Genomic DNA, 25,428 nt, shown 5'->3' on the forward strand with positions numbered 1-25,428 from the left:
AACCTTAAATATTCATAGCCGCCTAAAGATTGTGCTTATTCAAGGGTCAGATAAGAAACGAGTCATGATAGGGCCTATAACTCTCAATCAATAATCACCTAAGTAGGCAAAGCTGATGGATTCAGTTCGAACTGCGGTCAAATGAATATTTCCATGACCCCATGCTAAGGCTGCGAAATCCAAGGCAGTCTCAAGTGGAGTTAGAGGAGACCCCCCTCCCTTTAGGTTCTTCTGGAGTGCATTAATCAAGGTGGCCTCCCAGCCCTCAAAATCGCTAGCGGCAGGCCGTTGTTCGTGGTTCACCAGGCCGCCAACACTGTTGATACTCCTGTGATTAATTCCGTTTTTGCTTCTGAGATAGTTCGCCAACCGATTGCTACACCGCTGAGCCTTGGCGCTAACGCTAGAAATTGATCTCGCACCCTGCGGCAGCGATCAAATTGTTTGCTAGTTACATCTGTAACCAGAACCACTTCACCTGCCGCCTGTTGTGCTCTTAGCCGATGAAGTCCACCGCGTGCTCGTTCAATATCGGCTTGTAACACCTCCTGCGATGGAAGCTCAGGTGGCATAGCTAATTGCACGGGCGGCTCTGTTTCTTGATATACATCTGCATTTCTTTGTGCTTGATCACTTGCAGCCTGCAAAGTGCTGTTAATGCTTGAGAGCATTAAGCCATATGCATCCCTACTCTCAAGCAGCTGTGGTGCAATCGATTGTGCCCAACTCTTCATTAGTTTCTCAAGCAGAGCGAATACTTCCTTCTCTGCATTCTGAATCTGCTCGGCATTACAAAACTTTCTTTCCTCTTCCTGCAGCTGTAGCAATAAAGAGCGACTTTGCCACCAGAGTCTTTTACGACGCTCTAATGCCAACTCCTGCCGGGGACTGAGTGACCTGTTATCGGCTTGCTCTAATTGACGCCAAGTGATCAACAAACGCTTTAGATCCACTTTCGCTGGACGTCCAGGTTGAATGCAGGCCTGCAATCTTGGTTCGGCCTGCGCAATCCGTCGAAAACTGGTGAGTGGTAGCCCAAGGAGACGAGCAGCTTCTCTAACGCTCACCACTTGGCAATCAGAACTGCTCATTAAGAGATCCCTCTACCTGCTCCAGGCGTTTCATCGCCCTCCGGCACTCTGTGCGGCTCAGGTTCAATTGACGGTCAGCGCACCATTGAAGAATCGAATTTTCGTTGCCGCATCCAGCATTCATCGCGGCTTGCACACGTCCGGTGCACGTACGCGGTGGTGGGTGTGGAGGGTATGGAGGGTTATTTCCGCCACTTTTCTCTATAGGGACAGAAACAACATTCTTAGACCCATTGAACTGAGGCTGCCCTGAACTATCCATACCCTCCACCCTCGGCCCAGAACCATTGCATTGACTGCCATCTAGCGGTGGTGGGTTGGCCTCTGAACGATCCACCGGTGAAGGGTTGGACCCACCACCACTGCGCTTCATCCCAAAGAAGTCAGCCCAATCAACGTCCTTAAGCGGCTTGATGTCGTACATGATGCAGTGTTTGGTGGAGCGTTTGTGGAGGGTTTGCCGGTAACCCTCCACCCTTCTCAGCTTTTTACCGAACCTGGTATTACTCATCGGCTTACGTCCTTCTGCCTCGCACCATTCGCAAAAACGGTCATAGAGATTCAGCCCGGGAATTTGATGAATTCCATCCGGATAAGTATCAATCAGGAACTGCAGCCAGGGGTTGGCATCAAGCTGTGCATCGACTGACGCCGCTCCAAGGCTTTCCACTTCGCCTGCACTTGCAAACGCCTGCGCCATCTCCCCCTCGCTCATCGACATTGCCCACTGGTAAATCCCAGGTAGCTCTTCCATGAGCTTTTTCTTGAAGTGCGGATCCTTTTTGCTGACGGAAAATGGGATAGAGAAAGTAATAATCCTGCGGGCCATTCCCTCCACGCCACCATCATCAGCAACACGCGGCTGATCGTTATAAAAACGCCAGATCACGCAGCCCAAGCGGGCATCGCACTTGTTCTTGTATTTGATCCAGATCTGAACCGGTTCATTGCTAACGATGCTGTTGAAGCATCCTGGATCCTTCACGATGCCGGAGCTATCGAAATCAATCGCGGCCTTCTTATTCAGCAAGCTGGCCAATGAGTCCGGATCACCGAACATTTTGGATCTGAGAGTTCCAACGCCATGACTCCCGCCATTCAGCGCGCGCAACACCTCTGATGTCACGCCCTTGCCGCATCCCTTGGGGCCGCCAACATCAAAGGCGACTTCATAGGGAAAGGCCGCATCAACCGGCTTAGGACAAATCGTCCAACAGAATGCGGCCCGCAGCACATTCACAACAGCTGGATCGGGTGTGCCATCAGCTTTGGTGTACGTCTTCTCGATAAATGTCAGCCACTGCGGGCACTTTGCCTCCGGCTCGTAGTTGAACGGGAAACAAAAGGTGAGCCAATCGGTTTGACGATGACCAGGCAACAGTTGATTAGTGATTAGATCAAAAGTGCCGTTGGCAAAGGCCACCAAATTTGGGTTATCCCATTTCCTGGTCTCTAAATAGGCCGTGATCTGGTCATGGATTGAGTTCATACGGCCATTGCCGCGGGTATGAAAGTCGTGTTCATCCATCAGCTGATGGATGGGCCTCATGAGGGGCTTGCGGTCTTCCATCCGGCTCCAGTGGGTGCCAATCCACTCGTACGTGCCAAACGAAGGATGTTCGGCGTAGTGCTCTTTTAAGACCGTGCTGAATGGTATAGCGATGTAGTGAATGTTGCTGGGTTCTGGAGTCCAGGTAAAAGTAAAAAGGTACTTTTTCTTCTGTTTATCCCGGCGCCATTTACCAGAAGGTTGTGCAATCTTGACCAGCCGATCAAAAGCCTCGAGCCCGTGTCGCACGATGAAATCATCAGCGCCATTCTTGTAACCATTCAGTTCACAAGGAAGCTGAATAACTTTGGGAATAAAAGGACGATCAGCTTGCTCCGCGAGCCAGGTGCAAAGTGCAGCGAGTGCCACTCGAATCTTTGGATTGAGAGTCAAATCTGAGTCAAACACCACATACACCTGCCGTTTCCAATTAATTTCCTCGAGTTCAGGAATTGGCTGTGAGTCTCCCGATCGTTGGTCTTTCCAGCACCAAATACCAGACAAACCAATGGTTGGAAAGTGATTGAGATTCAGGCAATCAGTCTTCTTCTCTCCCTCAGTAATGAATAGGTCCTTCTCTGTTCCAAGGTGGCCTTTCGGGAAGAGTGGGCTGAAATAAGGTCGGCACCCAGCTTTTGCAGAACTGAGGTACTTAGGAGATCCTTCCTTGGATCCGTATGGCTTCAGGCGATAGAAGTCCTTGCCGTTGTGCTGATAAGGCTTGTCATCAGGGTCGCGATATAGAACAACCCACCCATCCTTCTTATGTCCAGCAAGTACCTTTGCCTCTTGAGCAGTGACGCTGCAGTAGCCGAGTCGATCATGTGTCTCTGGAGGTAGACCAGAGTCAATAAGCTCCTGGACAAGTTGGGGATCGTTAATCATGATTCTTCCCCATAATGTTCATCAAGAGATGCCCATGTGTTGCGGATCCAGATCGCAGCCGCAATCACACTGGCTTCATCAAGTCCGCCTCGTTCTGAGGACAGCGCAACCAAACAACGAGCAATGTGCGTCATTGTTTCTCTGCCATGAGCCGCAAAGGGATCAGGATTTATCCCTTTCTCCTCTGCTTCCAAATCCATCTCGCACAGGCGTTCAAGCACCAAATCCTGTGCGCTGGTCATTGGATGAAGGACATGCTCCTGAAATAGAATAAATAAATCGACATCGGGGCTTTTGCTATTGCTGTAGGGAGGGTCTTTTTTTTGCACGATCATCCCTCCTTACGAACCCGAAGGCCGTGCTGATTAAAAGCATCTCGGCAACTCTGAACATTCCATACCAAAGGAGAATTTCGATATGGACCGAGAACATAGTGACGGCCAATCTCCAAGAAACCTCCATTGCTCTCACGACGACGGTGAAGCGTGTCAGGGCTGACTCCCAATTGCAAAGCAGCAAAAGAAGTCCTGATCCAATCAGACATAATTAAAAACAGGTTGTGTTTATTACTCGCCGGAACCGCTTCAGCCAATACGGGAGCCAACAGTGACAACTGCCGGGATGAATCTGAGCCGGCTCTCGGATACCGCCGACAAAAATTTTGAGGCTTACTGAGGTGTTAGTTACCGGTTCAAGTAACTGCTAAGAACCTACTGCTGACTTTCTAGGGTGCAAGCCAAGCAGTTTTCACACCAAAAATCACACCAAACAGCGGTATCGCCCGCCGGAGCGCTAAGGTCAAACATTGAAAAACCCAGTCAGAGACTGGGAAATACTGAGTGGAGCCAAGGAGACTCGAACTCCTGACCCCCTGCATGCCATGCAGGTGCTCTACCAGCTGAGCTATGGCCCCATAAACGCCGGTAATACTGGGCTCGTACCGCCGTCAAAACAGAGCTTACAACGGCAAGGCCTCAAACCTGACGCCAAACAGCCACCAGCTTGCCCTGCACCTGCACCTGATCGGCTGGCAACTCAATCGGCTCATAGGCGGTATTGGCAGCCTCAAGCCGCACCGAGGCGCCGTTGCGGTGAAAGTGCTTCAGCGTGGTGCCACTTCCAGGCACAAGTGCACTCACCACCGTTCCATCTCGCAGCCGCGAAGGCTCAGGCACTGGCTCCATCAGAACCACATCGCCATCTGCAATGTAGGCATCCACCATCGAATCACCATTCACGGTGAGCGCAAACAGGCCACGGGTCTCCAAAACTGGTGCAAGATCTAACCGCTCCTGAACATCATCAAACGTCTCCACCAACCCACCAGCGGCAACTGCCCCCAACACCGGAATACCGGACACCAACCCACCAAGCAGCTGCAAGGTACGCGCCTGCCCTTCCTGCCAAGTGATCCATCCCTTCTGCTGCAAATGTCGAAGCCGACTCTGCACCGGCGCTGGTGAGCGCAGACCCATGGCCTGCATCATCTGTCGAATCGAAGGGCTGTGGTGATGGCTGCCGATGTAATCGGCCAACCAGTCATAAAGCTCTTGCTGGGCAGAAGTAAGCAACTCAGGAGAAGAGGCAGCCAAGGGCAACGCGTTGATTCGTCAATACATGTGTACCTATTGGCACTGAATCTGGCAAGGGTTTCAACACCAAACAGTGCAGCCGCAAGAACATCCTGAGTTGACCAGAATGCTCAAAACCAAAAGCAGCAATCCAGCCTGGAACTAGAGACCACCAAGCACGGCCGCAAGCAAAGCTTGTTGAACATGCAAACGATTTTCAGCCTGATCGAAGATTCGACTGGCCTCTCCTTCCATCACGCCTGAACTGATCTCTTCCCCTCGATGAGCCGGTAGGCAGTGCAACACGATCGCGTTGGGATCTGCCTGAGCAAGCAAATCCTCATTGAGACAAAAACCACGAAAGGCCTCTTCCCGCTGCGACTGTTCCTGTTCCTGTCCCATCGAGGCCCAAACATCGGTGTACAACACTTGCGCACCTCGCACTGCATCAGCTGGATCTGTCATCACTTCAATACGAGCATTAGCCACTGCCAAGTTGCGGGCCTGATCAATTACCTCAGGCAGAGGCTCAAACCCATGCGGGCAGCCAATACGAACGTTGACCCCCAAGAGAGCGCCGCAGAGCATCAAAGAATGAGAGACGTTATTACCATCGCCCACATAGGCCAAGGTCTGGCCGGTTAATGAGCCGAGAGCCTCTTGAATCGTTAGGAAATCAGCCAATGCCTGACAGGGATGCTCCAAATCAGTCAAGGCATTGAGCACCGGAATCGAAGCCCAATGGGCGTAATCCAGCAGTTCCTGCTGAGCAAAGGTCCGCACCGCTATCACATCACAGAAACGACTCAACACTCTCGCCGTGTCTTCAAGGGGTTCGCCCCGGCCCAATTGGGTCACCTGAGGATTGAGATCCACCGTTTGCCCGCCAAGGCGAGCCATCGCGACCTGAAAGCTCACTCGTGTGCGCGTCGATGCCTTGGTAAAAATCAATCCGAGCACTCGATTTCCCAAATCAATGCGGCGATCACCGCTCTTGAGCTGACGGGAAAGCTCAAGCAAGGCAACCGTCTGCTCCACAGTGAAATCAGCGCAGGAGAGAAAGTCTCGACCCTTGAGGTCAGCAAGTACGGCTGCAACACCTTGGGGATTGTCAGCCATTAGGGGAGCTTCAAAGAATCTTTATCGGAGACCAGCCCCCCTGCCGTCAAGCCTTCAGGCAATAACAACACCTCTAGGGAGAGCGCTGGAATCGAGCATCTCGATCAGCTCATCGCCTTCGATCACTTCCTTTTCGAGGATCTTCTGGGCGATGGTCTCCAGCAAGGTGAGGTTATGCCGAAGAATCGCAAGGGCACTCTCATGACCTTGATCCACCAAACTCCTCACCTCCTTATCGATGGCCTGAGCAGTGGAATCACTCACAACTCGGCGTGGATTGTTGTTACCACCAAGGAAACGCCCCCCACCTTGCTTGTCATAAGCCAGAGGACCCAAAATATCGCTCATCCCATAAGTCCCAACCATCTGCTCAGCAAGGTCAGTAGCGCGCTGTAGATCATTAGCAGCACCAGTGGTGATCTTGCCAAACACGATTTCTTCTGCTGAACGCCCTCCTAACAAAGTGGCAATCTGACCTTCAAGGTCTTGCTTGGAATTGAGGAAACGCTCCTCAGTAGGCAACTGCAAGGTGTAACCAAGAGCACTCATCCCCCTTGGCACGATTGAAATCTTGGCGACCTTGCTGCCTCCAGGCATCAGGTGTCCAACGATGGCGTGCCCAACCTCGTGATAGGCCACAACCTTCTTCTCGTCATCCTGGAGCACTCGGCTCTTCTTCTCAAGGCCTGCCACAACACGCTCGATGGCTTCGTTGAGATCTTGCTGTTCAACCTCTTTTCGCTTGCCACGAGCTGCCAACAAGGCCGCTTCATTAACCATATTGGCCAGATCAGCTCCAGCAAAACCGCTGGTCGCCTGAGCGATGCGGTCTAAATCAACCCCTTCCGCCAATTTCACTTTCTTGACATAGATCTCGAGAATCGTCTTGCGGCCAGAGAGGTCTGGGCGGTCCACAAGGACCTGTCGGTCAAAACGACCAGGCCGGAGCAGGGCTGCATCAAGGACCTCGGGCTGGTTGGTCGCGGCCAACACGATGACGGGCTTATCGGTGGACGAGAAGCCATCCATTTCCGTGAGCAGCTGGTTAAGGGTCTGCTCACGCTCATCGTTGCCTCCTACTACACCCATTGAGCCAGAACGGCTCTTACCAATGGCATCGAGTTCATCGATGAAGATGATGCAAGGAGCCTTCTTCTTGGCCTGCTCAAACAGGTCCCTGACGCGGGCCGCACCAGCGCCGACAAACAGCTCCACAAACTCCGAGCCAGAAATAATAAAGAAGGGAACCTCTGCCTCCCCAGCAACGGCCTTGGAGAGCAAGGTCTTACCGGTACCAGGCGGGCCCACAAGCAGCACACCCTTAGGTATGCGCGCACCTATTTCTGTATATCGCTCAGGTGTTTTGAGAAAATCAACTATCTCAGTTAGCTCATCCTTGGCCTCATCGACCCCTGCCACATCGGCAAAGGTGACTCTGGACTCTTCATCAGGCACATAAACCTTCGCCTTGCTCTTCGTGAAACTAAGAGCTCCCTGGGCACCACCACCACCCATGGAACGCCTGGCAAAAAACTGCAGTACAAGGATGAAGATCAGCGGGGGCACAACCCAGCTGAGGATGGTGGAGAAAACATTGGGCTTCTTAGGCGGCGCTGCTGCAAATTCAACTCCTTTGCTTTCCAAGCGTTGGGGCAGATCCATATCGAAGATCGGCGTCGTGGCCAGCAACGACGGTGCTCCCTCCTCAGGATTGGCCAGTTCGTAACGGATCTGATCCTGAGTGATGAAGGCCCGCTTCACGGCGCCATCGTCAACCTGATCAATAAATAGTGAGTAGGGAACCCTCGGCACCTGTGCAGCAGGATTGGGTAAGAAGCTGCTGAAAAGCAACAAAACACCGAAACCGATCAACACCAAATTGACGATGCCAAAGCGTCGATTCGGTTTGTTGTCATCCTCACGGATCGCCATCGAAAAAAATTGATTTCCGGGCTGTCACGCTAAGAGGATCAATCTGCAAGCGCTTGCCTTTACTGGTGTGAGAACCGAACGTCACCACAAACGAAACGCTGCTGGCTGCCTTGAAGACATCAATGCATCGTTGTCAGTAGCTACTAAGACAAAGCCTTTTTATTAAGGGTTTTTAGGAGTTCACTGCCAATCAAAGGCACTTACTTATTTCCCCCAAACCAAGCCATTAACTGCCAGCTGAATAGTAGTGAAACCGATGCTGCAAAGGCAGTTTCAAGGCAACCAACGACACCCCTAGGGCAAAAAGAGAATCTTGCAGTGCATTGGCACCACAAGTCTTGATGTCAGCCCGCTTCTGAAAAGCTCTGCCTGAACAATCAATTTAGTTTCTCTAGAAGCAAGACATTTTCTTTAGCCATGAGAGCAAACCAATGTCATGAAGGTATTTTCTCTCAGGCAATTGCGCCTAAGCGATGCAACTTAGGTGCTTTATTATTTTTAATCAAACATCCAACCCCCAAGAAAGTGGGCTAGGGTTCATTAAACAAAAGGGAGGTATTCGCTTCACCGTGAAAACCTAAACCGCGCCTGGCTACTACCGCAACCAATCGGCTGCATTCTCCTGCAGGCATTCACAAATCCATGTCCTGCAGCGACAAGGCAACCCCAATAAGGTAATTTCTCACGGGCGTGTATATAGCGAGTAAATGCTGATATCTCTATGCAGGAATATCAAGAATAGAAGTCATCTTGACTTCTCAGAAAGGCCAGTATCGATACAAACTTTAGGCGTTGAAGCATCAACAGGTCGACCCTGAAGTCCATTGATCTACGCAACGAAAAAACTCACCGCCATGAAGTACCATCCATTCTACGTAAGCGCAAAAGGCGGGACAATTCAGTGTTTCGAGGGCGACAGAGGACGCCTGTTTCGAATTTGCTCAAGATCTCAATGCCTTTATTGCGAAGGGCTGCACTCAGCAAAATCACATCTTGACTATTTAGAGAGCTCTAAAGGTCTTCCTGCAATGCTGCTGCCTCCATCTTCTCCTCTAGTTCCAGATGAGCTATGGCCATATCCACCACTTGCCCTGCTGATGGATACGGCAACAAACGTCTTAATCGAGAACGACTCTGCCAGCCCTTCAGGTATCACTGAAAACACGAAGTCAAATCATGAGTTTTCATTAGAATCAGAGCAAACTTGGGATGCTGTTGAGACTTACTTTGAATGCATTTCAACCTGCTCACTTGATGACGGCGAATGTCTCACCAGCTGTGTTGAGCAGCTAAGAGAGGCTGACGAGTAAGCAAATTACATATCTCGACCATCTATCAACGCAAACAGACAAAGCAGATCAACCGAAAGGCCTTATCAGACACAATCAAGCCCTGGGAGCGAGAGAGGAACCATGTGTGGCTGCTATAGCCTCACCACCCCAAGGGACACTCTGCGAAAGGTCCTGGCGCCTTGGCTAGCCAACAGCTCTTCGTCAACATGGCTAAGCCACTACGTCCCTCGCGCTGAAATCCACCCAGGCGAGCCTGTGCTCGCGCTAAGAGAGCATCAAAGACATGCGGATGCAACCCATTTCCTTTGGGGCTTTTTGGCCAGCTGGGTGAAAGATCCCTGGCGAGGCCCAAGGCCAATCAACGCTCGTGCCGAAACCATTGCGGAGAAGCCATCTTTTCGCTCAGCTTGGCGTCATCACCGCTGCCTATTACCTAGCGATGGTTTTCATGAAAAAGGGCAACGCATTCATCGGTGCAATGGTGAACCGTTCTGGCTGGCGGGGCTCTGGGATCACTGGATCGGGCCCGATGGCAGCGAAGTAGAAACCTGTTGCGTCATCACCACTCGCGCCAATGCCTTAGTGCGTCCACTGCACACGCGGATGCCTGTCATCGTGCCAAATGGCTTAGAAGAGGCCTGGCTGGAAGAAGGGGATGCCACCCACTTGCATGCACTTGAAAGATTGCTTAACCCTTGGGATCCACATGATTGGTGTGTGAGCCGAGCCCCCAACATGGCTTCAAGGACCAACCCAAATCAATTACAGCTGTTCTGATTGACAAAAGAAAACTGATAGGAATCAACCATATAAACCGACACATAAGTATTAACTTTAATCAGTTCAACAGCTGCTAGGACAAACAATCAAAGAGAGTCAATAGCAACAATGAAAGCAAAGCGTAGCAAGCGCAATAACTGAGCTAGATAGATATTGATTACAAACATAGCAACAACAGCGGGAAACTACTTTGAGGATCAAATAGAGTTAACGAATTAGGATGAACACTGACTCTGCATATAACGATATATTTTGCCATAACCCACACTAGGGTTTGCATCATAAAGCAACTGGAAACAACTAAATTCTTGATCCCAGAAAAACAGCAGCAACGTCAAATCGTGTGAAATCATTTTCAAAGGATCCATAACCCCATATTTCTTGTGCCTTTCAAAGGAAGTAACGATCACAGGCATAGAAACTTTCTAAAGCATCAATTAACTGAGAGTTAAGATCACCACGACTCAATATCAAGAAGGAATCATCGTCATAATCTTTTTTAACATCTTCGACCTTTTATTGTATAGATTGAACAGTGCCATGATGCCAATGCTTCACCAACTCGCCGATCTGGTTCATCGCTAAAATCGCATGACAGAGAAACCGAAAGAGTGATCGAACATCGCCACATCATCCTTCCAGCTGATCAACAGAGCAAATGCGTCCATCGTCAAGAAATTGGGTCCAAAGCCGCCAGTCATGCAAGAAACGGAGATCTTCGCTAACAAAGAGTGAAAGATGCCTTCAAAGAATATCTATACTTGCTCTAAGCAAAAGCCCTACCGAAACCAATACGAAATAAAGTCTCTCAAAACCAAAAAAATACTCCAAGCTAGTACCGAAGCCTTATAAAAGCTGTGATACGGAGTCTCTCAGGGCTATTGTGAAAAAGTTCATGACTCAAATCGAATAATCATCTAAACCGTTTCTTCTCACTAAGCAGGTGCTTGACAAACGCATCGCTACACTAAGCATTTTATGAGCTGATTGTTTCAGGTGACTACTACACCACGGCAACGAAAACATCAATATCGAGACAGGCTTTATCGCCTCTTGCTCGCTTTTACCCTGTTGCTATTGGCAAGCTTTGCGATACCGCAAGTTTATTGGCCTGCTCCAATTTGCTATTCAGTAATCGCAATCCTTATCACCAGGTTGCTGGCGAGAAAAATCAAACACCATGTCTGGAGAGAACGGCTCTATCAATGGCTGGGATGGGCAGCATTACTGAGCCTATGGTTCTGGCTACTCACGCCAAGTCACTGGACCTACAGCGGTATTCCCCTGATATGGAGCTGGATTTTGTTCGTGGGCTGGAGCTTAATTCGACTGATTAAACAGCTGAGTCGTGAGCGCCAAGTCAGCGAAATGGTTTTGATGGGAGCAGCTGCTGGATACTTACTCTTAGGAATCAGCGCCGGCCTTGTGATGAATGCCTTGTATACGGTTGAACCCAACAGCTTTGCGCTCCTGGATTTACCCAACCAAGCCATCACCAGCAACAATCACAGCGTACTGAATACGCCTCATAAATTTGCCGAGATCAACTACTTTGCCTTCGTGTGCCTAACCACCGTTGGCTTCGGGGGGATCAAGCCGATTCTGCCCGCAGCAAGGATAGTGAGCGTTTCCACCAGCATTGTCGGCCCTCTTTATCTAACGCTGATGATGGGTGCTCTGATCAGCCGGTTTTCAAATAATCCAAACAATCAAATACAACAAACCAAATCAAACCAGAAAGGACCCCCGCCTTAAGCAAGCAAGAGCTCTTAGTATTAGAATTAATTTGATCACACTTTCCAAGAATTCCGTTGTCGACAAATGGACTTTAATGCAAAGCAAATGCACCTTTAACGGAACAGGTCAGATCAATTAAATGATTCCATAAAAATCTAACTCATCTTAACCAAACCTTCTACTACTCTTAAGCAAAGATGGCCAAAGTACATTCGTCACGACAAAATGACGCTTTTGACACGGGTAGTCTCATTAGACAATTGTAAATTTTATAGGGATTGCAATTATTACAAGAAACACCAATGACAAGCAGAGTTAACCAAATGATCCGACATAAGATTGACGACAATTTGCTCGATTCCAAGGTGAAGTTCTTCGAAGAACGCCGTCGGCTTATTGAAGCATTCTACAATGATACATTACCATACACTGAGGTATTAGAAGGCAAGAGAGATAGCATGGATATTGTAAAAGCAAAAATTGTAGATGTGTTCCTTGAAGACATTAAAGACTTAAAGTTAGAAACGTCTAGACAGACAAAGGGCCAAGAGCTTAACAAAAACAGGGCCATTGACTTCACTAAGTTAGTAAAAGATCAAGTCATGCCAAGATCACTGCTGAAATGATTAATTGAATATTTTGCGGCAAAGATTTATTCACTTCTAAAAATACTAGCCTATTAAAATCAACATACCTGGAGCCAAGACTTCAAGGGATTAAGGCTCCAATGTATCTCAAATGTTCATAACGTAAGGCGTAGATTTCAACATATTGATTACAAGATGAAGCTAATAATCCAATCGTCACCCAACTGTTGAAATTGCCCAGATTCTAGCACTAGCACCTGGTTCATTCTGGTAAAACCAAGATCAGCTAATGGCGTTCTTGCAGGCAAGCCACCCAACAGCTTGGGAGCCACCACCACCGCCAATTCTTGAACACAGTCTTGCTGCAGGGCTGAGGCTGCTAAGCCTGGCCCGCATTCCCACAGCACACGATTGCAGTCTTGTTGAGCTAAGGCCTGCAGCAACTCAAGCGGTTCAGAGGCAGGCAAAGCAAGTAGCTCAGGCCCCTCAGGCAAATGAGCCAACTGTTCATGGCCAGGCTCTAGGCCATGTGCAACCAGGGTCTGAGCCACTGCAGTGTTCCAAAGCTGAGCTTGTTGAGGCAAATCAAGACTGCGACTCAGCACCACCCGCTTTGGTTCGGGGTCAGAGTGCCCACGACTGGTCAACAACGGATCGTCCGCACGCACAGTGCCGCCGCCAACGATCACAGCATCACATTGGCCACGTAAGCGATGCACCCAGCGACGCGCTTCACCACCACTGATCCACTGACTGGCGCCATTGGGCAGAGCCGTGCGTCCATCGAGGCTCATCGCCCATTTGAGAATCCCCCAGGGGCGCCCAGTAGAAACCCGATGCACAAAAGCCCGGTTCTGATGTGCTGCTTCCGGCTCCAACACAGCAGTGATCACCTCCAGCCCGGCATCACGCAAACGAGTGATGCCGGCCCCAGCCACGCGTGGGTCTGGGTCCTGCATTGCCACCACAACTCGGCGAAGTCCAGCAGCGATGACGGCCTGCGTGCAGGGAGGCGTGCGGCCTTGATGGCAACAGGGTTCCAAAGTGACCACCAGGGTGCCACCGCTGGCCTGTTCACCAGCTTGTGTGAGAGCGCCTACCTCAGCATGAGGTTGCCCAGCGCGGGCATGAAAACCCTCTCCGACAAGCTTGCCAGCCTTGTCTAGAACAACAGCCCCAACAAGAGGGTTGGGACTGGTGCGACCATCTGCTAGCGCAGCCAACTGCAACGCCCGCCGCATCCATGGCAGCCAAACAGCACTTGCAGAGGGGTTGAGATTCATCAACTATTGAGAAGCCTGCGGCAATGAACGCCATTCGCCGACGACATAAGGAGGCACAGGCAGTTCAGTAAACACCCCGGCGAGCTGCAAGCGCAGCGGGCGATTGTTGGTTAAATCATCCAGCAAAGGGTTGAGATCGAATTCTGCTGCTGCTTCACGGCCATCCTCCGCCAATTGCGGACTGGCCATTGTGATGTCATTCAAGGCCCAGTCGCGGCGACCGGCATGCACGAGCAGTGCGGTTGGATGATTGAGACGAACCTTGCCGGGATAGCCAACAATCCTCAACACCACTGGCTCACCTGGCGGGCCCTGGCGGTAAGCCACCACCTGCCAACTGTGATACTCGAGATCACGCAGGGTCTCAAAGCTGCGTACAAATAAAGAACTTTCATCACTTTCATTGGTCAACACCTGCGCCTGGGCAAGAGATGGGCTGAGCAGCAAAAGCACAACGGCCACAAAGAAGCAAGCCAAAGCCCTCTTCAGCATGAAAAGGCCAGGCCATCGATGCGATGCAGAATTCCCTGCGCTGGCCATGACCTCAAAGAAGGTCTTCACAGCGTATGCAAAAAACCATCGCTGCCGATAGGACATCCCGCACAGATTGACGCCAATAACTCACCCCTCAGACCCTGCCCGTTCGGCACCTGGAATCAACTGCCAATCGGTATGCGTTGCCCAAAGGGCCCAGATCGCCATTGCACGCAAATAGTGGCAAGCCCTGTAGGTCTTCACTGCAGTAATCGCTTCTGGGGTGCGGAACTGCAAACCACCGCCATACACCTGATTGACCACCGCTGAACAGATGGCTGTAGCCGTCGTTGCATCGCCCATCAGCCGGTAGTAGGCCGCCAATCCGAAGTTGATGCCAGTCCATACCTCCAAGGGATGGGTTCCCTTGGGATCAAGTGGCATGCCATCACGGCACAAACCATTGGCAACTCCTAAACGGCCGCCTTCAAAACCTTCAAAACAGGCCTCTTTGACTGCATTCAGACTGCTGCGACTGCGTTCATCAGCAACAACAGAGGGCAGCCCCAGCAAGCGAGCATAGAAATCGCCGCAGAGTTGATCAGCCATTACCACCGGCGTACCACTCTCAGCATCAATCTTGTAGTACTCCCCATTCCAAAGCAGCCGATCGAAGTTGGCCCGTGATTGCTCAAGCCAACCGCTGAACTGATGTTGCTCCTCTGCCGTATTGAGTCCTAAGTCCAATTGCAAGCGCTGTGCCATGGCTAGAGCAGCCTCAAGAGCTGCAATCCAAAGAGCACCGCAATAGGCACTCACGCCTTGTAAAGGCCAATCGTCAAAGGTCTGATCCGGAGCACCACCGTTATCAGGCAGACCATCGTGATTGACATCAAACCGCTTGAGATAACTCAGGGCTTGCACTACCGCCGGCCAGCATTCAGCCAAGAAGCTCAGATCTTCACCATTCGGTGAGAGAAGAAACGTTCGCCATACCTGCAACACATAATCACTGGCCAGATCTTTCCAGAGATTGCAATCCTGATAAGCGGTGTAGTTGGTGGCATCAAACGGCGACTCATTCGGTGCTCCCAGATCATGGGGGGTAGCAGCCGCCCTCTTGCGGGGGGCCTCGACCCGGCCACGCCCCTGGGTGAAGTACCAGCCAATTGGTCGTGGCGTGGCATCTGCCGCTGGAATGGCTCGAGCAAAACTACGCAAGACGGCCTTATCAAGCTCAGGCCACAACTGCAGCAGAGCCAAGGAGCCATAGAGGCGCACATCAAGACTTTCGTACCAGGCGTAGTCGAAGCACTCAAGAACCCCAAAGCGACCCACCGGATCTCCTGGACGGGCTGCCGTCCAAAGGCTGCCACCGCTAGCCAAGTCGTAGAGCTCATTGAACAAAGCCATTCGCAAGCGCTCCGGCAGATCCTCACGCGCCAGCACCGGCGCCTGCCAGGCATCAATCTGCTCACGCCAATCAGGCCAATCACGCAAGGCCTCGGCAGCAAGTGCCGCAGCCCCCTGCCCATCACTGCCGTGAAAGTCGGTGTAACGGCGCAAATCGCGAACGCCTGTAGCGAAAGCCGTCACCGGTAGATCCCAAGTGATCACCACAGGGATCTCAAGACTTTCGCCAGGCGCCAGGGTGACCTTCACCGCTAAAGCAGCACTGATCTGCTCGCCCGCCAAGCTCTTGTGCGTGTCATTGCTGTTTGCAATGGTTCCTTCACTTGCGAAGGAACTCCACAATTCGCTGCCATCTCCGCTGGGATCCCAACGGCTACAACGCATCACCTCCACACCAGGCAGATGATCAGGAACAGCCAAACACCACTGCCCTTGCCCCTCAGCCAAGGGGTCAGCTCGCTCACCCTCCATCAAGACACCAATCAGCCCTGGCTGATCAATCCAACGATTGCACTGCCCCTCGCCACGGCCGATAGCAGGCACATAACTGTGTTCAGGGCTGCCGTCATCGCGGAAATGAACGCTGGCGGAGGGATCGGTGTTCGTAAACCAGCCACATGTGTTGCGCCAACTCAGCAGCAGCGACAATTCCAGAGTTTGCGATGTGGGGTTCTGCAGCTGCCAACGAAACACGGCAAGGGGGTAGCTGGTGCGTCGGTAATCACCAGGAAGGATTGGACTGAACGCCTCACAAACCAGCTCAGCCGAGAAGACTCCGTTGTAATGGGTCCAACTGAGCGGATAGCGGGCTGAATAGCTACCAGTCGTGCGTTGCGCTGTACTGGCTGGATACCAGCTCCAAGAGGGGAGAGGCTTGTCTAGCTCAGGCTGAGAGTCATCGGTTTGTGGCGCTGTAGCCAGCGCATGAGCACGCACCTGATCGCCCTGCCGCTCAAACAAAGCGAACTGGCAATCAGGAATGCTGCCCTGCCAATGCTCACCACCATCAAGATTCCAGAGATTGAAATCACCGCGCGGGCTACGCCCGATACAACCGGCCCCGAAACCTCCCAGGGGCATCCCATGCCAGGGCCCATCATCGAGATTGCTGGCATAACGAACCGTGTATGGCTGTTGCCAAGGCAATCCGAAAGCACGGCTCCAGCTAGCGGCAGGCACACTCCAAGGCTTCAAGCTCGATCCACGCTTCAATAAGGATCTGAAAGCTGAAAAGCCAAAAAGGGCCATGGGGCAAGAGATGATGCGCCCAGCTTGTCAGCAGATCAAGCGCTCAGCCAGAGCCATCAAGGCATCGTTTGAACCTTGATGGCATAACAACGGTTTCTATAGCTCAGATAAAGTCAACAACATGAGCGGCTAAGAACTCAACCTTATCCACATCCAGCAATGTGGTGTGAATGCCATCTGCTGTGAGCAATAAGTCATCTCCGACTTGCGTCAAGGAAAGCTCAACTCCATCAGCAAAAGAGATGCGATCGTTTTCAGGGACTGAAAAACCGATAATCACATCATTGCCGCCACTCAGCTTGTAGGTATCAGCGCCTCGGTCACCTTTGAGATGGTCATCTCCAGACCCGCCATCAAGCCGATCATCACCATTGCCTCCAGTAACTTGATCATCTCCACTGCCCCCTAACAAAACGTCATCGCCACGACCTCCAAAGATAACTTCATCTACAGATGTTCCAGTTAAGGAATCATCATCAGAATCAATGATTCTTGGTTCACACAAGCTCTCAGGAAGAACACCAAAGAATGATTTCGTATAAAGCTCAATACCATTAACATCACCACCTTTGTATGTGATGAAGAGATCAAGTTTCCCGCCATTCTCATTTTTAAAACGGCCTACAGAATCACCTTCATCAAGACCATCATATTCACCAGAGAGATCTCCATCAACTTTGGCAATCACAAAGGAATCACCAGCAGAAAGCTTAAAGCCATCAATTAGCGAAACATCGAGATTTCCTCCGAGTTCTAGATCACCAGCAATTTCAATCCAATCGTGTTCTGTTGCTATTCTATCTCCATCTCCATGGTAAGTACCACTTAGTCCTATCTCCTTGGAGCCATCTTTCTTGTAAATGACTATGAATGAATACTTTATCTAATCCAATAAAGATTATCATCTGCCGCTTTAATCATCTTTCTAACTTTCCTCAGTTGATCTGTTGCTTCATCAGCTCGGTAGCGGAAGCAATCACCTGCCCCCATACAAAGGCCTAGGTTTTCTTCTCGATCAAAACACCTAACAATTCTAAAAAGAAACTTCACAGCCCCCGCTTAAGAGCAATGATCGGCCTGTAATTAATTAACTCATCAATTTATAAATAAGGGCCCTACCCCCAAGAAGAGCCCGAACCCTTACGCCCTACTCAGCATCCAACAAAGCATCGATGGTGACGGCAGAACGAACCAAGGCCTGGTAGCGCTGCAGAACACGGCGATTGCGATCCAACCAGCGCGCTGGATCATGAGCTTGCGCTGAACTTGCTGCAACATCAAGGCGAGGGGCTTCGCCATCAAGCAATTCCAGCTCGTCCTGCTGCTGAATCAAGGCAACCACCAACTCATGCAAACGCCGACGGCGATCAAGCACAAACGCATCCTGTTCCTGTTCCGTGTTCTGCACCTTGCCCGCCATCTCGTCCGCCATCTTGCCGGCCAACGCGCTGTTCACCATTCAAAGCAACGACAAGTCAGCCATACAACCTCTCAGCCGAGAATGACAACATGCCCGCCTCAATCAGCTCCGCAGCGATCCACGTCATCGGCACCGATGCCGCAGGCTTAGATCACCTTGCTACTCCATTGCAAGAGCTGGTGCTCTCAGCCCAAGGGCTGGCTGCACCCCGTCGCCTATTGCCGCAACTACCGAGCTGGTGGCAGCAGCAGCAAACGGATCAGCCTTTGCCAGAACTGATCGCCAGCGATCAACCAGAGGCTCTAATCACCTGGTTGCGCCAGCTGCCAGGCACCGCCGTCGTGCTCGCGAGCGGCGACCCGCTCTGGTTCGGCATCGGCAGGCGACTACTCGAAGCATGTTCTGCTGATCAGCTGCACTTTCATCCAGCTCCTTGTTCGCTGCAACTAGCCTTTGCCCGGATTGGACGCCCTTGGCAGGATGCCGCCTGGATCAGCCTGCATGGCCGTGACCCGGCCCCCTTGGCTCAAAAGCTGCAACAACGCCCCGCAGCTCTAGCTGTACTCACCGATCCCAGCCGCGGTGGAGCCGAAGAGGTGCGTACGATTTTGCGCGCTTCTGGCCTAGAAGCTGCCTATGCAATGTGGCTTTGCGAACAGCTCGGACACGCCAATGAACGGGTGCAACGGCTGACGCCACAGGATGCCTTGCCATCGGATCTTCATCCCCTACACATGCTGGTGCTGCTTGCCGAACAAGCTGCTCCACCAAGAGATCCAGGCGAACTTCCATTGTTCGGTCTTGAAGATGGCTTGTTCCTGCAACACGACGATCGCCCTGGGCTGATGAGCAAACGGGAGCTTCGTGTTCAGCTCCTTTCAGAGTTAGAGCTACCAGAACAGGGCGTGCTCTGGGATTTAGGTGCCGGAGTTGGCAGCGTGGGCTTAGAGGCCCTACGCCTGCGCCCACAACTGCAATTACTAGCTGTTGAAAAGCGTGGCGGCAGCGCAGCGCTGATTAAGACCAATGCTGCCCGGCTTGCTGTTCAGCCTGCTGCAGTACTTGAAGCCGAGGCCCTCAGTCTGCTGAATGGAACTGATCTACCAGCAAAACTCAGCAACCCCGATCGGGTGCTCCTAGGCGGTGGCGGGCGCCAGCGAGCTGCTCTCCTCAAGGCCGTATTGCAAAAACTTCAACCACATGGAGTCGTCGTGATTCCACTGGCCACAGTCGAGGCCCTCTCAGAACTCAGGCCTCTACTTGAAGCCTCAGGTTTCACAGTAAAAGTGAGTCAACACCAAGCCTGGAGAGGCCTACCGCTGGCAGACGGCACACGCATGGCGCCGATGAACCCGGTGATGATCCTCAAAGGCACGAGGCCTTAAGGCTGCCAATCAACAGGCTTCGGCAGAGGTTGAATCTGCACAACATCACCAACCTTGATGGATAGCCGTGCTGCCTCCCCAGCCGCCAACTCCACCACTCCAGCTGCCGGCAGCTTCGGGCCATAACTCGGGCAGGGCAAATGCGGGCAAACAGGTACAGCCGCCTCAATCGCAATCACGCGACCCTGATCAACAAACACCATGTCAAGCGCAGCCAAGGTGTTGTGCATCCAAAAACGCAATCGCCTTGCAGGCTGAAACGGAAACCACATGCCCTGGCCTGATGGCAAGGCAGGGCGCTGCATCAATCCCAAGCGCTGTTCCTCTGCCTTATCCGCTACCTCCAACAACAAACAAGTACCGCTTTTCAGGCACCATTGAGCCTCGAGAGGCAAATACTGAGGCGGGAGTTCTGCCCGCAGCCAAATAGTTGAAAGAACGCTGAGACCTACCGCCAGCCCTCCCCAGAGCAAAGGGAACCGCAATCTCTTCCCCCACGGCAAGCAGAGGGCCCTAAAGGTCATGGTCGATCAGGTTTGGCGACGTGGGGCAACCCCCAGCCCAACTTGTTGCGCAACACCTGGAAGAACTCGTGATCTGCCAAACGCACAAATCTCACAGGATGATCACTACGACGAATCAGTACTCGGTCTTCCGGCCACACATAACAACCCGCACTGCCATCAACCACCATCATCAATCGGTCCGCCGTCGCTGGAAACACAGTCACTGGCTCCTGGTCACTAAAAACCAGCGCTCTTGACGCCAGCGAATGAGGAGCAATCGGTGCAAGCTGAAGCACCGGGCACTCAGGTGTAATCACCGGGCCTCCTGCACTGAGTGCATAAGCCGTTGATCCAGTAGGAGTTGAAAGGATCACTCCATCAGCAGAGATATCCACCGGCGCATGGCGACCGATGGCGACCTCGAAGTGACACATGCTGGTGAGCGGTTCACGATGCAAGGCCATTTCATTCAAAGAGAGTGCCTCCCAGCGGCACTGATCACCACGCAACACGCTCACCACCAGGGTGCAACGCTCCTCAATCGTCCACTGCTTGTTAAGCACCTGCTCAAGCACCCGATCGAGATCAGCCAAATAGGCCTCCGCCAGGAAGCCAAGGTGTCCGGTGTTGATGGTGAGGATTGGCACCTGCACAGGAGCTGTCTGCCGTGCCGCGGAAAGCACGGTGCCATCGCCCCCCAGGACGATCGCCAGTGCCATCGAAGCATCGAATCCCTCAGGTACGCACGCGTTGTAACCAAGCAGGCGCAAATGCTGATCTGGATTGGCAAAGCCAACCATTCCGCCAGAACTACTTGCTCTGACCACTTCGATACCAGCCTGTTCAAGCCGCGACTGAAGGGTCAATGCGGTCTCTACCGCCAACTCTTTGCCGTCATTAACGATCAGTCCGACACAGGGCACCGATCGAATGAAGCAAAGAACGAGCTCACTTTATGGGGATTCAGCTGTTTTTGGATGATGCAATACGGCGATGCTTCATCCAGTACACGATCGGCTATCGACTCAAAACTGCTCAAGGAAGCGCAAATCACTCGTATAAAGCCTGCGAATGTCGTCGATGCCATGACGCACCATGCAGAAGCGTTCCACACCAAGGCCTGCCGCAAACCCACTCCAGCGCTCTGGATCAAGCCCGAGGCCCTCTAACACTGCTGGATCAACCATGCCGCAACCCATCACCTCCAGCCAGCGCCCACGCCACTGCACATCCACCTCAGCCGATGGTTCGGTAAAGGGGAAATAACTAGCCCGAAATCTCACCGGCATATCGCCAAAGAATGCCTTGAGGAAGGCCATCACCGTGCCGCGCAGATGGCTGAAATCAAGGCCTTCATCAATGGCCAACACCTCAACCTGATGAAAGACAGGCGAATGGGTCGCATCCACTGCATCACGCCGATACACCCGGCCTGGCGCCACAATCCTTACCGGCGGCGGATTCTCTTCTAGATAGCGAATCTGCACAGGAGAGGTGTGGGTACGCAGGAGCAGATTGCCGCCTAGATAGAACGTGTCCTGCATGTCCCGAGCAGGATGGTCCTCGGGAATATTCAAGGCGGAAAAGTTGTAGTGATCGGTCTCCACCTCCGGGCCTTCAGCCACCCGATAGCCCAAACCACAAAACAGATCCACGATCTGCTCAGTTGTTGTAATCAAGGGGTGGCGATGGCCCACAGGAATGCCACTGGCAGGCGCAGTGACATCAATCGTTTCCCGCAGCAGCCGATCAGCCAAGGCTGCCGCTTTTACCACCTGCAACCGTTCCCCTAGCAGGCTTTGCACCTGTGTTTTAAGCACATTGGCGCGCTGACCAACAAGCGGTCGCTCTTCACTAGGGAGCTTGCCCATCGCCCCGAGAACACCAGACAAGCGACCTTTCTTGCCCAACAGGCTCACCCGCAATTGCTCCAAGGCATCCGCATCTACGGCAGCAGCAATAGCAGACACCGCCTCAGCCTCGAGGGCATCAAGCTGGTCGGTGAGCTGCTGCAAGGAGATAGTGGCGCTCACTGAAAAAAGATCGCAGCCGCTGATTTTAGGCAGTCATCATGCTTTAGGCAGTCATCATGATTAAGTTCCCCGCAGTGGATACGAGGAGATGACTCCGTTGCGAATTCTGATTAGCAATGATGACGGAGTTTTAGCTGAAGGCGTCCGCTGCCTAGCCGCTGCCGCCGCCAGCCGCGGCCATAGGGTCACAGTGGTCTGTCCCGACCATGAGCGCTCTGCTACCGGCCATGGCCTCACCATCCATACCCCCATCCGAGCCGAACGCGTCGATGAGCTCTATGGGCCAGGTGTGACGGCTTGGTCCTGCAGTGGCACGCCGGCAGATTGCGTCAAACTGGCCCTCTCGGAACTCTTGGCAGAGAAGCCCGATCTAGTGCTCTCTGGGGTCAACCATGGCCCCAACTTAGGAACTGATGTGTTCTGTTCAGGCACGGTGGCCGCAGCCATGGAAGGCACCCTTGAGGGATTGCCGGCGCTTGCGGTGAGCGTCGCCTGCTTCCAATGGAGGGATTTCCAGGCTGCTGCCGAATTAGCGATGGATGTTGCAGAGAATGCATTGGCAGACAACTGGCCCAACAACCTGCTGCTTAACCTCAACATTCCCCCCTGCCATCCAGAGCAGATGGGATCACTGCGCTGGACTCGCCTTTCAATACGCCACTACGAGGAACAGTTCAGTCGACGTATCGATCCGCACAGCCGCACCTACTTCTGGTTAGCAGGAGAAGTGGTGAAAGATCTTGAGACCGCCGGCGATGGTCCACGCGACTGGCCCAGCGACGTGGCCCAAATCGAAACAAATGCCCCCTCCTTGACACCCATCCAACCCGATCTGTTTTGGCGCGGTGATCTTTCTGCTCTACCGAGTTTCAGTATGAATGGACAACTGATTTACTAATTAGGAAACAATGAAAATAGTTACTGCGCCCAATCAAGACAAGCCATGGGGAAACATCAGGCCAGAACTTTACAGAGTCAATTAACTTCAGTGCGATCCATTTAACTCATTGAGGTCTGGCTGTCACTCAGTAATATCGGACTCTCCAAGCGGGATCTGAAACCTGACACTGCAACGTCTCCAAACAACGACGTGCCACAAAAGAATTGTTCATTTCAAACGACCAGAAACCATCCAACTGCTTGCACTGAGCAGCGATTAAATCAGCTCGGCAAATCTAGAATCCTGCCTTTTGAGCAACTTCAACAACCCGATCCAAGTCTACATCTAAAGGAGTGTGTTGATCACCCCATTGCTCAATCGAGCAGCCCTCTAACTGCTCAAGCAGCTCAGGATCTTTTCGGGCCTTAGCAATAAAAGCCTCAACCGGAGATGAAGTCATCGCCAAAACAAAAACAGGTCATCCATCGAAACTAAATGGAGAAAGCAAGCTGGTCAGCAACCCACACCACATCTCCACCATCCCAAGCGATCCCGATATCACCGATCTGATAATCATCAGGAACAAGTCGATACTGGATAGTGGGGCCATTGGTTCCTAGAACAACTGGGGTCTCTAGGTAATTAACGTTGGTATCGCTAACGAAAAGCTCTAAAATCTCCACACTTTCTCCATCAGCAGAACGCCCTACAACGGCATATTCATTACCAAAGCGCGTGGTGAAAGCAATTTCCAGAAGCTTTTTATCGCCTTCCAGGTCAAAGAACTGAATCAATGGATCACCAAACCCATAAGCATAAGCATAAGCATAAGCATAAGCATAAGCAGGTTCACCCTTTAGATCATTATCCGATCGATACTTGATGCCTCCATTATAAAAATAGATCTCCGGAGCAGATGGATCATCAAGACTAGTCACGATCACTTCTTCGCCCGTAACGGGATCAAACCTTCTAAGCGGCTGAAGGCGCTTATCTACAGCATCCTCCAAAGCATTGGATAATTTTTTAAGATCATTTAATTGCTTTAGACTAGGCTGATAACCTCCATATACAGGGTCAAGATTTTTCATCTCAAGTGGTGTTGGCGAATACGATTCCAAAGAATTAAATATATTAGGAGCCCCACCATCGAAATAATCATTACCATCAGGAGCTATATCGTAATATTCAGAAAACCAAACTGTATCTGCGTTCCACGTATCCGAAGCCCTATTTATTGGATCATAATCTTGACTGTAATAACGATTATACTTATAATCTTTTGTAAAAATTGATTGGATTCGATTGCGGCCGGGCAAAGATCCATGAATGGAACTATTCGGCAGTCCTGTGGCAGGGTCATTACCAAACCAAATATCATCAAATGTAAACAGGACATTATCCTGAACATTAAGACGTTTATATCGATTCCCAGCGCCTTTTTCAGCCGCACTAAGGATTGAGGAATAATCAACTCCTCTTAAATCAGCATCATCGATAAGCTCTTGAGAAACCCCCATATAAGAAGCAATGGTTTGCAAAAAATCAACATGGGAAACTAGTGCATCAGAAGACTTAGCATTTCTCCCAAAAAGCTTGGGATTGGAATAAGTCAACAAAACATTATTCGTTTCTTCATACGCATTAAACATTTTCTGCGTCATCCCACCATGGGCCATCGACATATCTCCATGGTCAGTCGTATTTACAATCAATGTATCTTCTAACAAGTCATCGTCTTCCTGAAGCAAGCTCAAAACCTCTCCAAGCTGCTCATCAGCTTTACGGGTAAGGTTAGCCAGGAAATTCAGATAATTTAACTGCAACTCTTCACTGTCTAGATTTTGCTGTCCTTTATTTGAGGCAGCTTCAAATGTAGTCTGAATCGGCGGTTTATTGTTCTGACTCTTAACTTCATTGACTGTTGGTGGCAAAGCTGTAATCCCCGCATCTAGCCATGTTTCACTGGCGTAACCACCATGATCTGGATTGTCAATCCAACTTTCAGAGTTATAAGCAAGAACATCATGAGGATTGACTAACGAAACAACCATGACAAATGGTTTTTCATCTCCATCATCAATCCTTTGACCAAGCCAATTCTTAGCTCGCTCAATGTATTTAGAATCCCAATCAGCAGATCCACCACCATAATTCCTGTCACTGGAATCACCACCCGCATCTTTTCCTTCCCAATCAGGAACAGCAGGCGTACCGTCCCCAAAACCATATTCATCTAAATT

The 25,428-nt window shown here is 51.3% G+C and carries 25 protein-coding genes and 1 tRNA gene; 5 read left to right on the forward strand and 21 right to left on the reverse strand.

Annotated features, from left to right (window positions below; genetic code table 11):
- Positions 1–87: 87 nt before the first annotated feature.
- The 10 genes from SIB41_RS06970 to SIB41_RS07015 all read right to left on the reverse strand — a co-directional run bounded on the left by SIB41_RS06970 (position 88) and on the right by SIB41_RS07015 (position 9,312).
- Positions 88–303, reverse strand: a complete 216-nt coding sequence (locus SIB41_RS06970) for a hypothetical protein (protein WP_413357803.1) — start codon at positions 301–303, stop codon at positions 88–90.
- On the reverse strand, positions 300–1,091 hold the full coding sequence (locus tag SIB41_RS06975; RefSeq protein ID WP_413357805.1) for a hypothetical protein: 792 nt from the start codon (positions 1,089–1,091) through the stop codon (positions 300–302). The genes SIB41_RS06970 and SIB41_RS06975 overlap by 4 nt, the downstream gene beginning before the upstream one ends.
- Positions 1,078–3,525 carry a DUF3854 domain-containing protein gene (locus SIB41_RS06980; RefSeq protein WP_413357807.1) on the reverse strand — a complete coding sequence of 816 codons (2,448 nt, stop codon included), beginning with the start codon at positions 3,523–3,525 and terminating at the stop codon, positions 1,078–1,080. The genes SIB41_RS06975 and SIB41_RS06980 overlap by 14 nt, the downstream gene beginning before the upstream one ends.
- The gene (locus tag SIB41_RS06985) at positions 3,522–3,767 is read right to left on the reverse strand and encodes a hypothetical protein (RefSeq protein ID WP_413357808.1); all 246 of its coding nucleotides are present in this window, start codon (positions 3,765–3,767) and stop codon (positions 3,522–3,524) included. Before SIB41_RS06985 ends, SIB41_RS06980 begins: the two co-directional genes overlap by 4 nt.
- 89 nt (positions 3,768–3,856) lie before the next feature.
- Positions 3,857–4,138: a hypothetical protein gene (locus tag SIB41_RS06990; protein ID WP_413357809.1), complete on the reverse strand. Its 282-nt coding sequence runs from the start codon at positions 4,136–4,138 to the stop codon at positions 3,857–3,859.
- Between the two features lie 227 nt (positions 4,139–4,365).
- Positions 4,366–4,438, reverse strand: a tRNA-Ala gene (locus tag SIB41_RS06995).
- A 61-nt stretch (positions 4,439–4,499) separates the two neighbouring features.
- Positions 4,500–5,123 (reverse strand): transcriptional repressor LexA, encoded by a 624-nt coding sequence (gene lexA, locus SIB41_RS07000; protein ID WP_063395477.1) that lies wholly within the window; start codon positions 5,121–5,123, stop codon positions 4,500–4,502.
- Positions 5,124–5,258: 135 nt separating this feature from the next.
- The gene (gene argF, locus SIB41_RS07005; RefSeq protein ID WP_413357810.1) at positions 5,259–6,215 is read right to left on the reverse strand and encodes an ornithine carbamoyltransferase; all 957 of its coding nucleotides are present in this window, start codon (positions 6,213–6,215) and stop codon (positions 5,259–5,261) included.
- A 54-nt stretch (positions 6,216–6,269) separates the two neighbouring features.
- Positions 6,270–8,147, reverse strand: coding sequence for an ATP-dependent zinc metalloprotease FtsH (gene ftsH / locus SIB41_RS07010; RefSeq protein WP_413357811.1), 1,878 nt, complete (start codon positions 8,145–8,147; stop codon positions 6,270–6,272).
- Positions 8,148–9,144: 997 nt separating this feature from the next.
- Positions 9,145–9,312 carry a hypothetical protein gene (locus tag SIB41_RS07015; protein WP_413361559.1) on the reverse strand — a complete coding sequence of 56 codons (168 nt, stop codon included), beginning with the start codon at positions 9,310–9,312 and terminating at the stop codon, positions 9,145–9,147.
- Positions 9,313–9,559: 247 nt separating this feature from the next.
- Between SIB41_RS07015 and SIB41_RS07020 the strand changes: the two genes are divergently transcribed.
- The 3 genes from SIB41_RS07020 (at position 9,560) to SIB41_RS07030 (ending at position 12,582) form a co-directional block, all read left to right on the forward strand.
- Positions 9,560–10,216, forward strand: a complete 657-nt coding sequence (locus tag SIB41_RS07020; RefSeq protein ID WP_413357813.1) for an SOS response-associated peptidase — start codon at positions 9,560–9,562, stop codon at positions 10,214–10,216.
- Positions 10,217–11,215: 999 nt separating this feature from the next.
- Positions 11,216–11,974: a potassium channel family protein gene (locus tag SIB41_RS07025; RefSeq protein ID WP_413357815.1), complete on the forward strand. Its 759-nt coding sequence runs from the start codon at positions 11,216–11,218 to the stop codon at positions 11,972–11,974.
- 347 nt (positions 11,975–12,321) lie between these two features.
- On the forward strand, positions 12,322–12,582 hold the full coding sequence (locus tag SIB41_RS07030) for a hypothetical protein (protein WP_413357817.1): 261 nt from the start codon (positions 12,322–12,324) through the stop codon (positions 12,580–12,582).
- 149 nt (positions 12,583–12,731) lie between these two features.
- On the opposite strand, the gene ribD is transcribed toward SIB41_RS07030, so the two are convergent.
- The 5 genes from ribD to SIB41_RS07055 all read right to left on the reverse strand — a co-directional run bounded on the left by ribD (position 12,732) and on the right by SIB41_RS07055 (position 18,381).
- Positions 12,732–13,826, reverse strand: coding sequence for a bifunctional diaminohydroxyphosphoribosylaminopyrimidine deaminase/5-amino-6-(5-phosphoribosylamino)uracil reductase RibD (ribD, locus tag SIB41_RS07035; protein ID WP_413357819.1), 1,095 nt, complete (start codon positions 13,824–13,826; stop codon positions 12,732–12,734).
- 3 nt (positions 13,827–13,829) lie between these two features.
- The gene (locus SIB41_RS07040) at positions 13,830–14,318 is read right to left on the reverse strand and encodes a DUF3122 domain-containing protein (RefSeq protein WP_413357820.1); all 489 of its coding nucleotides are present in this window, start codon (positions 14,316–14,318) and stop codon (positions 13,830–13,832) included.
- 129 nt (positions 14,319–14,447) lie between these two features.
- Positions 14,448–16,961 carry a GH116 family glycosyl hydrolase gene (locus SIB41_RS07045; protein ID WP_413357821.1) on the reverse strand — a complete coding sequence of 838 codons (2,514 nt, stop codon included), beginning with the start codon at positions 16,959–16,961 and terminating at the stop codon, positions 14,448–14,450.
- 103 nt (positions 16,962–17,064) lie between these two features.
- Positions 17,065–17,649, reverse strand: coding sequence for a calcium-binding protein (locus SIB41_RS07050; protein WP_413357822.1), 585 nt, complete (start codon positions 17,647–17,649; stop codon positions 17,065–17,067).
- Between the two features lie 459 nt (positions 17,650–18,108).
- Positions 18,109–18,381: a hypothetical protein gene (locus SIB41_RS07055; protein ID WP_063403502.1), complete on the reverse strand. Its 273-nt coding sequence runs from the start codon at positions 18,379–18,381 to the stop codon at positions 18,109–18,111.
- A gap of 89 nt (positions 18,382–18,470) precedes the next feature.
- On the opposite strand from SIB41_RS07055, the gene cbiE reads away from it, so the two are divergent.
- Positions 18,471–19,766 (forward strand): precorrin-6y C5,15-methyltransferase (decarboxylating) subunit CbiE, encoded by a 1,296-nt coding sequence (gene cbiE / locus SIB41_RS07060; RefSeq protein ID WP_413357823.1) that lies wholly within the window; start codon positions 18,471–18,473, stop codon positions 19,764–19,766.
- On the opposite strand, the gene SIB41_RS07065 is transcribed toward cbiE, so the two are convergent.
- The 3 genes from SIB41_RS07065 to pheS all read right to left on the reverse strand — a co-directional run bounded on the left by SIB41_RS07065 (position 19,763) and on the right by pheS (position 22,305).
- Positions 19,763–20,290 (reverse strand): DUF192 domain-containing protein, encoded by a 528-nt coding sequence (locus SIB41_RS07065; protein ID WP_413357824.1) that lies wholly within the window; start codon positions 20,288–20,290, stop codon positions 19,763–19,765. The genes cbiE and SIB41_RS07065 overlap by 4 nt on opposite strands.
- Positions 20,287–21,195: an NAD(+) kinase gene (locus tag SIB41_RS07070; protein WP_063403353.1), complete on the reverse strand. Its 909-nt coding sequence runs from the start codon at positions 21,193–21,195 to the stop codon at positions 20,287–20,289. The genes SIB41_RS07065 and SIB41_RS07070 overlap by 4 nt, the downstream gene beginning before the upstream one ends.
- 102 nt (positions 21,196–21,297) lie before the next feature.
- Positions 21,298–22,305 carry a phenylalanine--tRNA ligase subunit alpha gene (gene pheS / locus SIB41_RS07075; protein WP_413357825.1) on the reverse strand — a complete coding sequence of 336 codons (1,008 nt, stop codon included), beginning with the start codon at positions 22,303–22,305 and terminating at the stop codon, positions 21,298–21,300.
- An 88-nt stretch (positions 22,306–22,393) separates the two neighbouring features.
- Here pheS and surE point away from each other — a divergent pair, with 88 nt between their 5' ends.
- Positions 22,394–23,203, forward strand: a complete 810-nt coding sequence (surE, locus tag SIB41_RS07080) for a 5'/3'-nucleotidase SurE (protein ID WP_413357826.1) — start codon at positions 22,394–22,396, stop codon at positions 23,201–23,203.
- A 277-nt stretch (positions 23,204–23,480) separates the two neighbouring features.
- On the opposite strand, the gene SIB41_RS07085 is transcribed toward surE, so the two are convergent.
- From SIB41_RS07085 to SIB41_RS07095, 3 genes are read right to left on the reverse strand one after another with little or no spacing between them, the layout of a single operon-like run.
- Positions 23,481–23,645: a Nif11-like leader peptide family natural product precursor gene (locus SIB41_RS07085; protein ID WP_413357827.1), complete on the reverse strand. Its 165-nt coding sequence runs from the start codon at positions 23,643–23,645 to the stop codon at positions 23,481–23,483.
- A gap of 31 nt (positions 23,646–23,676) precedes the next feature.
- The gene (locus SIB41_RS07090) at positions 23,677–25,302 is read right to left on the reverse strand and encodes a sulfatase-like hydrolase/transferase (RefSeq protein WP_413361456.1); all 1,626 of its coding nucleotides are present in this window, start codon (positions 25,300–25,302) and stop codon (positions 23,677–23,679) included.
- The gene (locus SIB41_RS07095; protein ID WP_413357829.1) at positions 25,224–25,409 is read right to left on the reverse strand and encodes a hypothetical protein; all 186 of its coding nucleotides are present in this window, start codon (positions 25,407–25,409) and stop codon (positions 25,224–25,226) included. The genes SIB41_RS07090 and SIB41_RS07095 overlap by 79 nt, the downstream gene beginning before the upstream one ends.
- Positions 25,410–25,428 lie beyond the last annotated feature (19 nt).

This window comes from Prochlorococcus sp. MIT 1201 (genome assembly GCF_047303415.1).
Classification (GTDB): Bacteria; Cyanobacteriota; Cyanobacteriia; order PCC-6307; family Cyanobiaceae; genus Prochlorococcus; species Prochlorococcus marinus_D.

Bases quoted from the DNA above. Each gene is read 5' to 3' on its own strand.
- SIB41_RS06975 (WP_413357805.1), bottom strand. From the start codon at position 1,091: ATGAGCAGTTCTGATTGCCAAGTGGTGAGCGTTAGAGAAGCTGCTCGT.
- SIB41_RS06980 (WP_413357807.1), bottom strand. From the start codon at position 3,525: ATGATTAACGATCCCCAACTTGTCCAGGAGCTTATTGACTCTGGTCTA.
- SIB41_RS06985 (WP_413357808.1), bottom strand. From the start codon at position 3,767: ATGACCAGCGCACAGGATTTGGTGCTTGAACGCCTGTGCGAGATGGAT.
- argF (WP_413357810.1), bottom strand. From the start codon at position 6,215: ATGGCTGACAATCCCCAAGGTGTTGCAGCCGTACTTGCTGACCTCAAG.
- ftsH (WP_413357811.1), bottom strand. From the start codon at position 8,147: ATGGCGATCCGTGAGGATGACAACAAACCGAATCGACGCTTTGGCATC.
- SIB41_RS07020 (WP_413357813.1), top strand. From the start codon at position 9,560: ATGTGTGGCTGCTATAGCCTCACCACCCCAAGGGACACTCTGCGAAAG.
- ribD (WP_413357819.1), bottom strand. From the start codon at position 13,826: ATGAATCTCAACCCCTCTGCAAGTGCTGTTTGGCTGCCATGGATGCGG.
- SIB41_RS07040 (WP_413357820.1), bottom strand. From the start codon at position 14,318: ATGCTGAAGAGGGCTTTGGCTTGCTTCTTTGTGGCCGTTGTGCTTTTG.
- SIB41_RS07045 (WP_413357821.1), bottom strand. From the start codon at position 16,961: ATGGCCCTTTTTGGCTTTTCAGCTTTCAGATCCTTATTGAAGCGTGGA.
- SIB41_RS07055 (WP_063403502.1), bottom strand. From the start codon at position 18,381: ATGGCGGGCAAGGTGCAGAACACGGAACAGGAACAGGATGCGTTTGTG.
- cbiE (WP_413357823.1), top strand. From the start codon at position 18,471: ATGCCCGCCTCAATCAGCTCCGCAGCGATCCACGTCATCGGCACCGAT.
- SIB41_RS07065 (WP_413357824.1), bottom strand. From the start codon at position 20,290: ATGACCTTTAGGGCCCTCTGCTTGCCGTGGGGGAAGAGATTGCGGTTC.
- surE (WP_413357826.1), top strand. From the start codon at position 22,394: ATGACTCCGTTGCGAATTCTGATTAGCAATGATGACGGAGTTTTAGCT.
- SIB41_RS07085 (WP_413357827.1), bottom strand. From the start codon at position 23,645: ATGACTTCATCTCCGGTTGAGGCTTTTATTGCTAAGGCCCGAAAAGAT.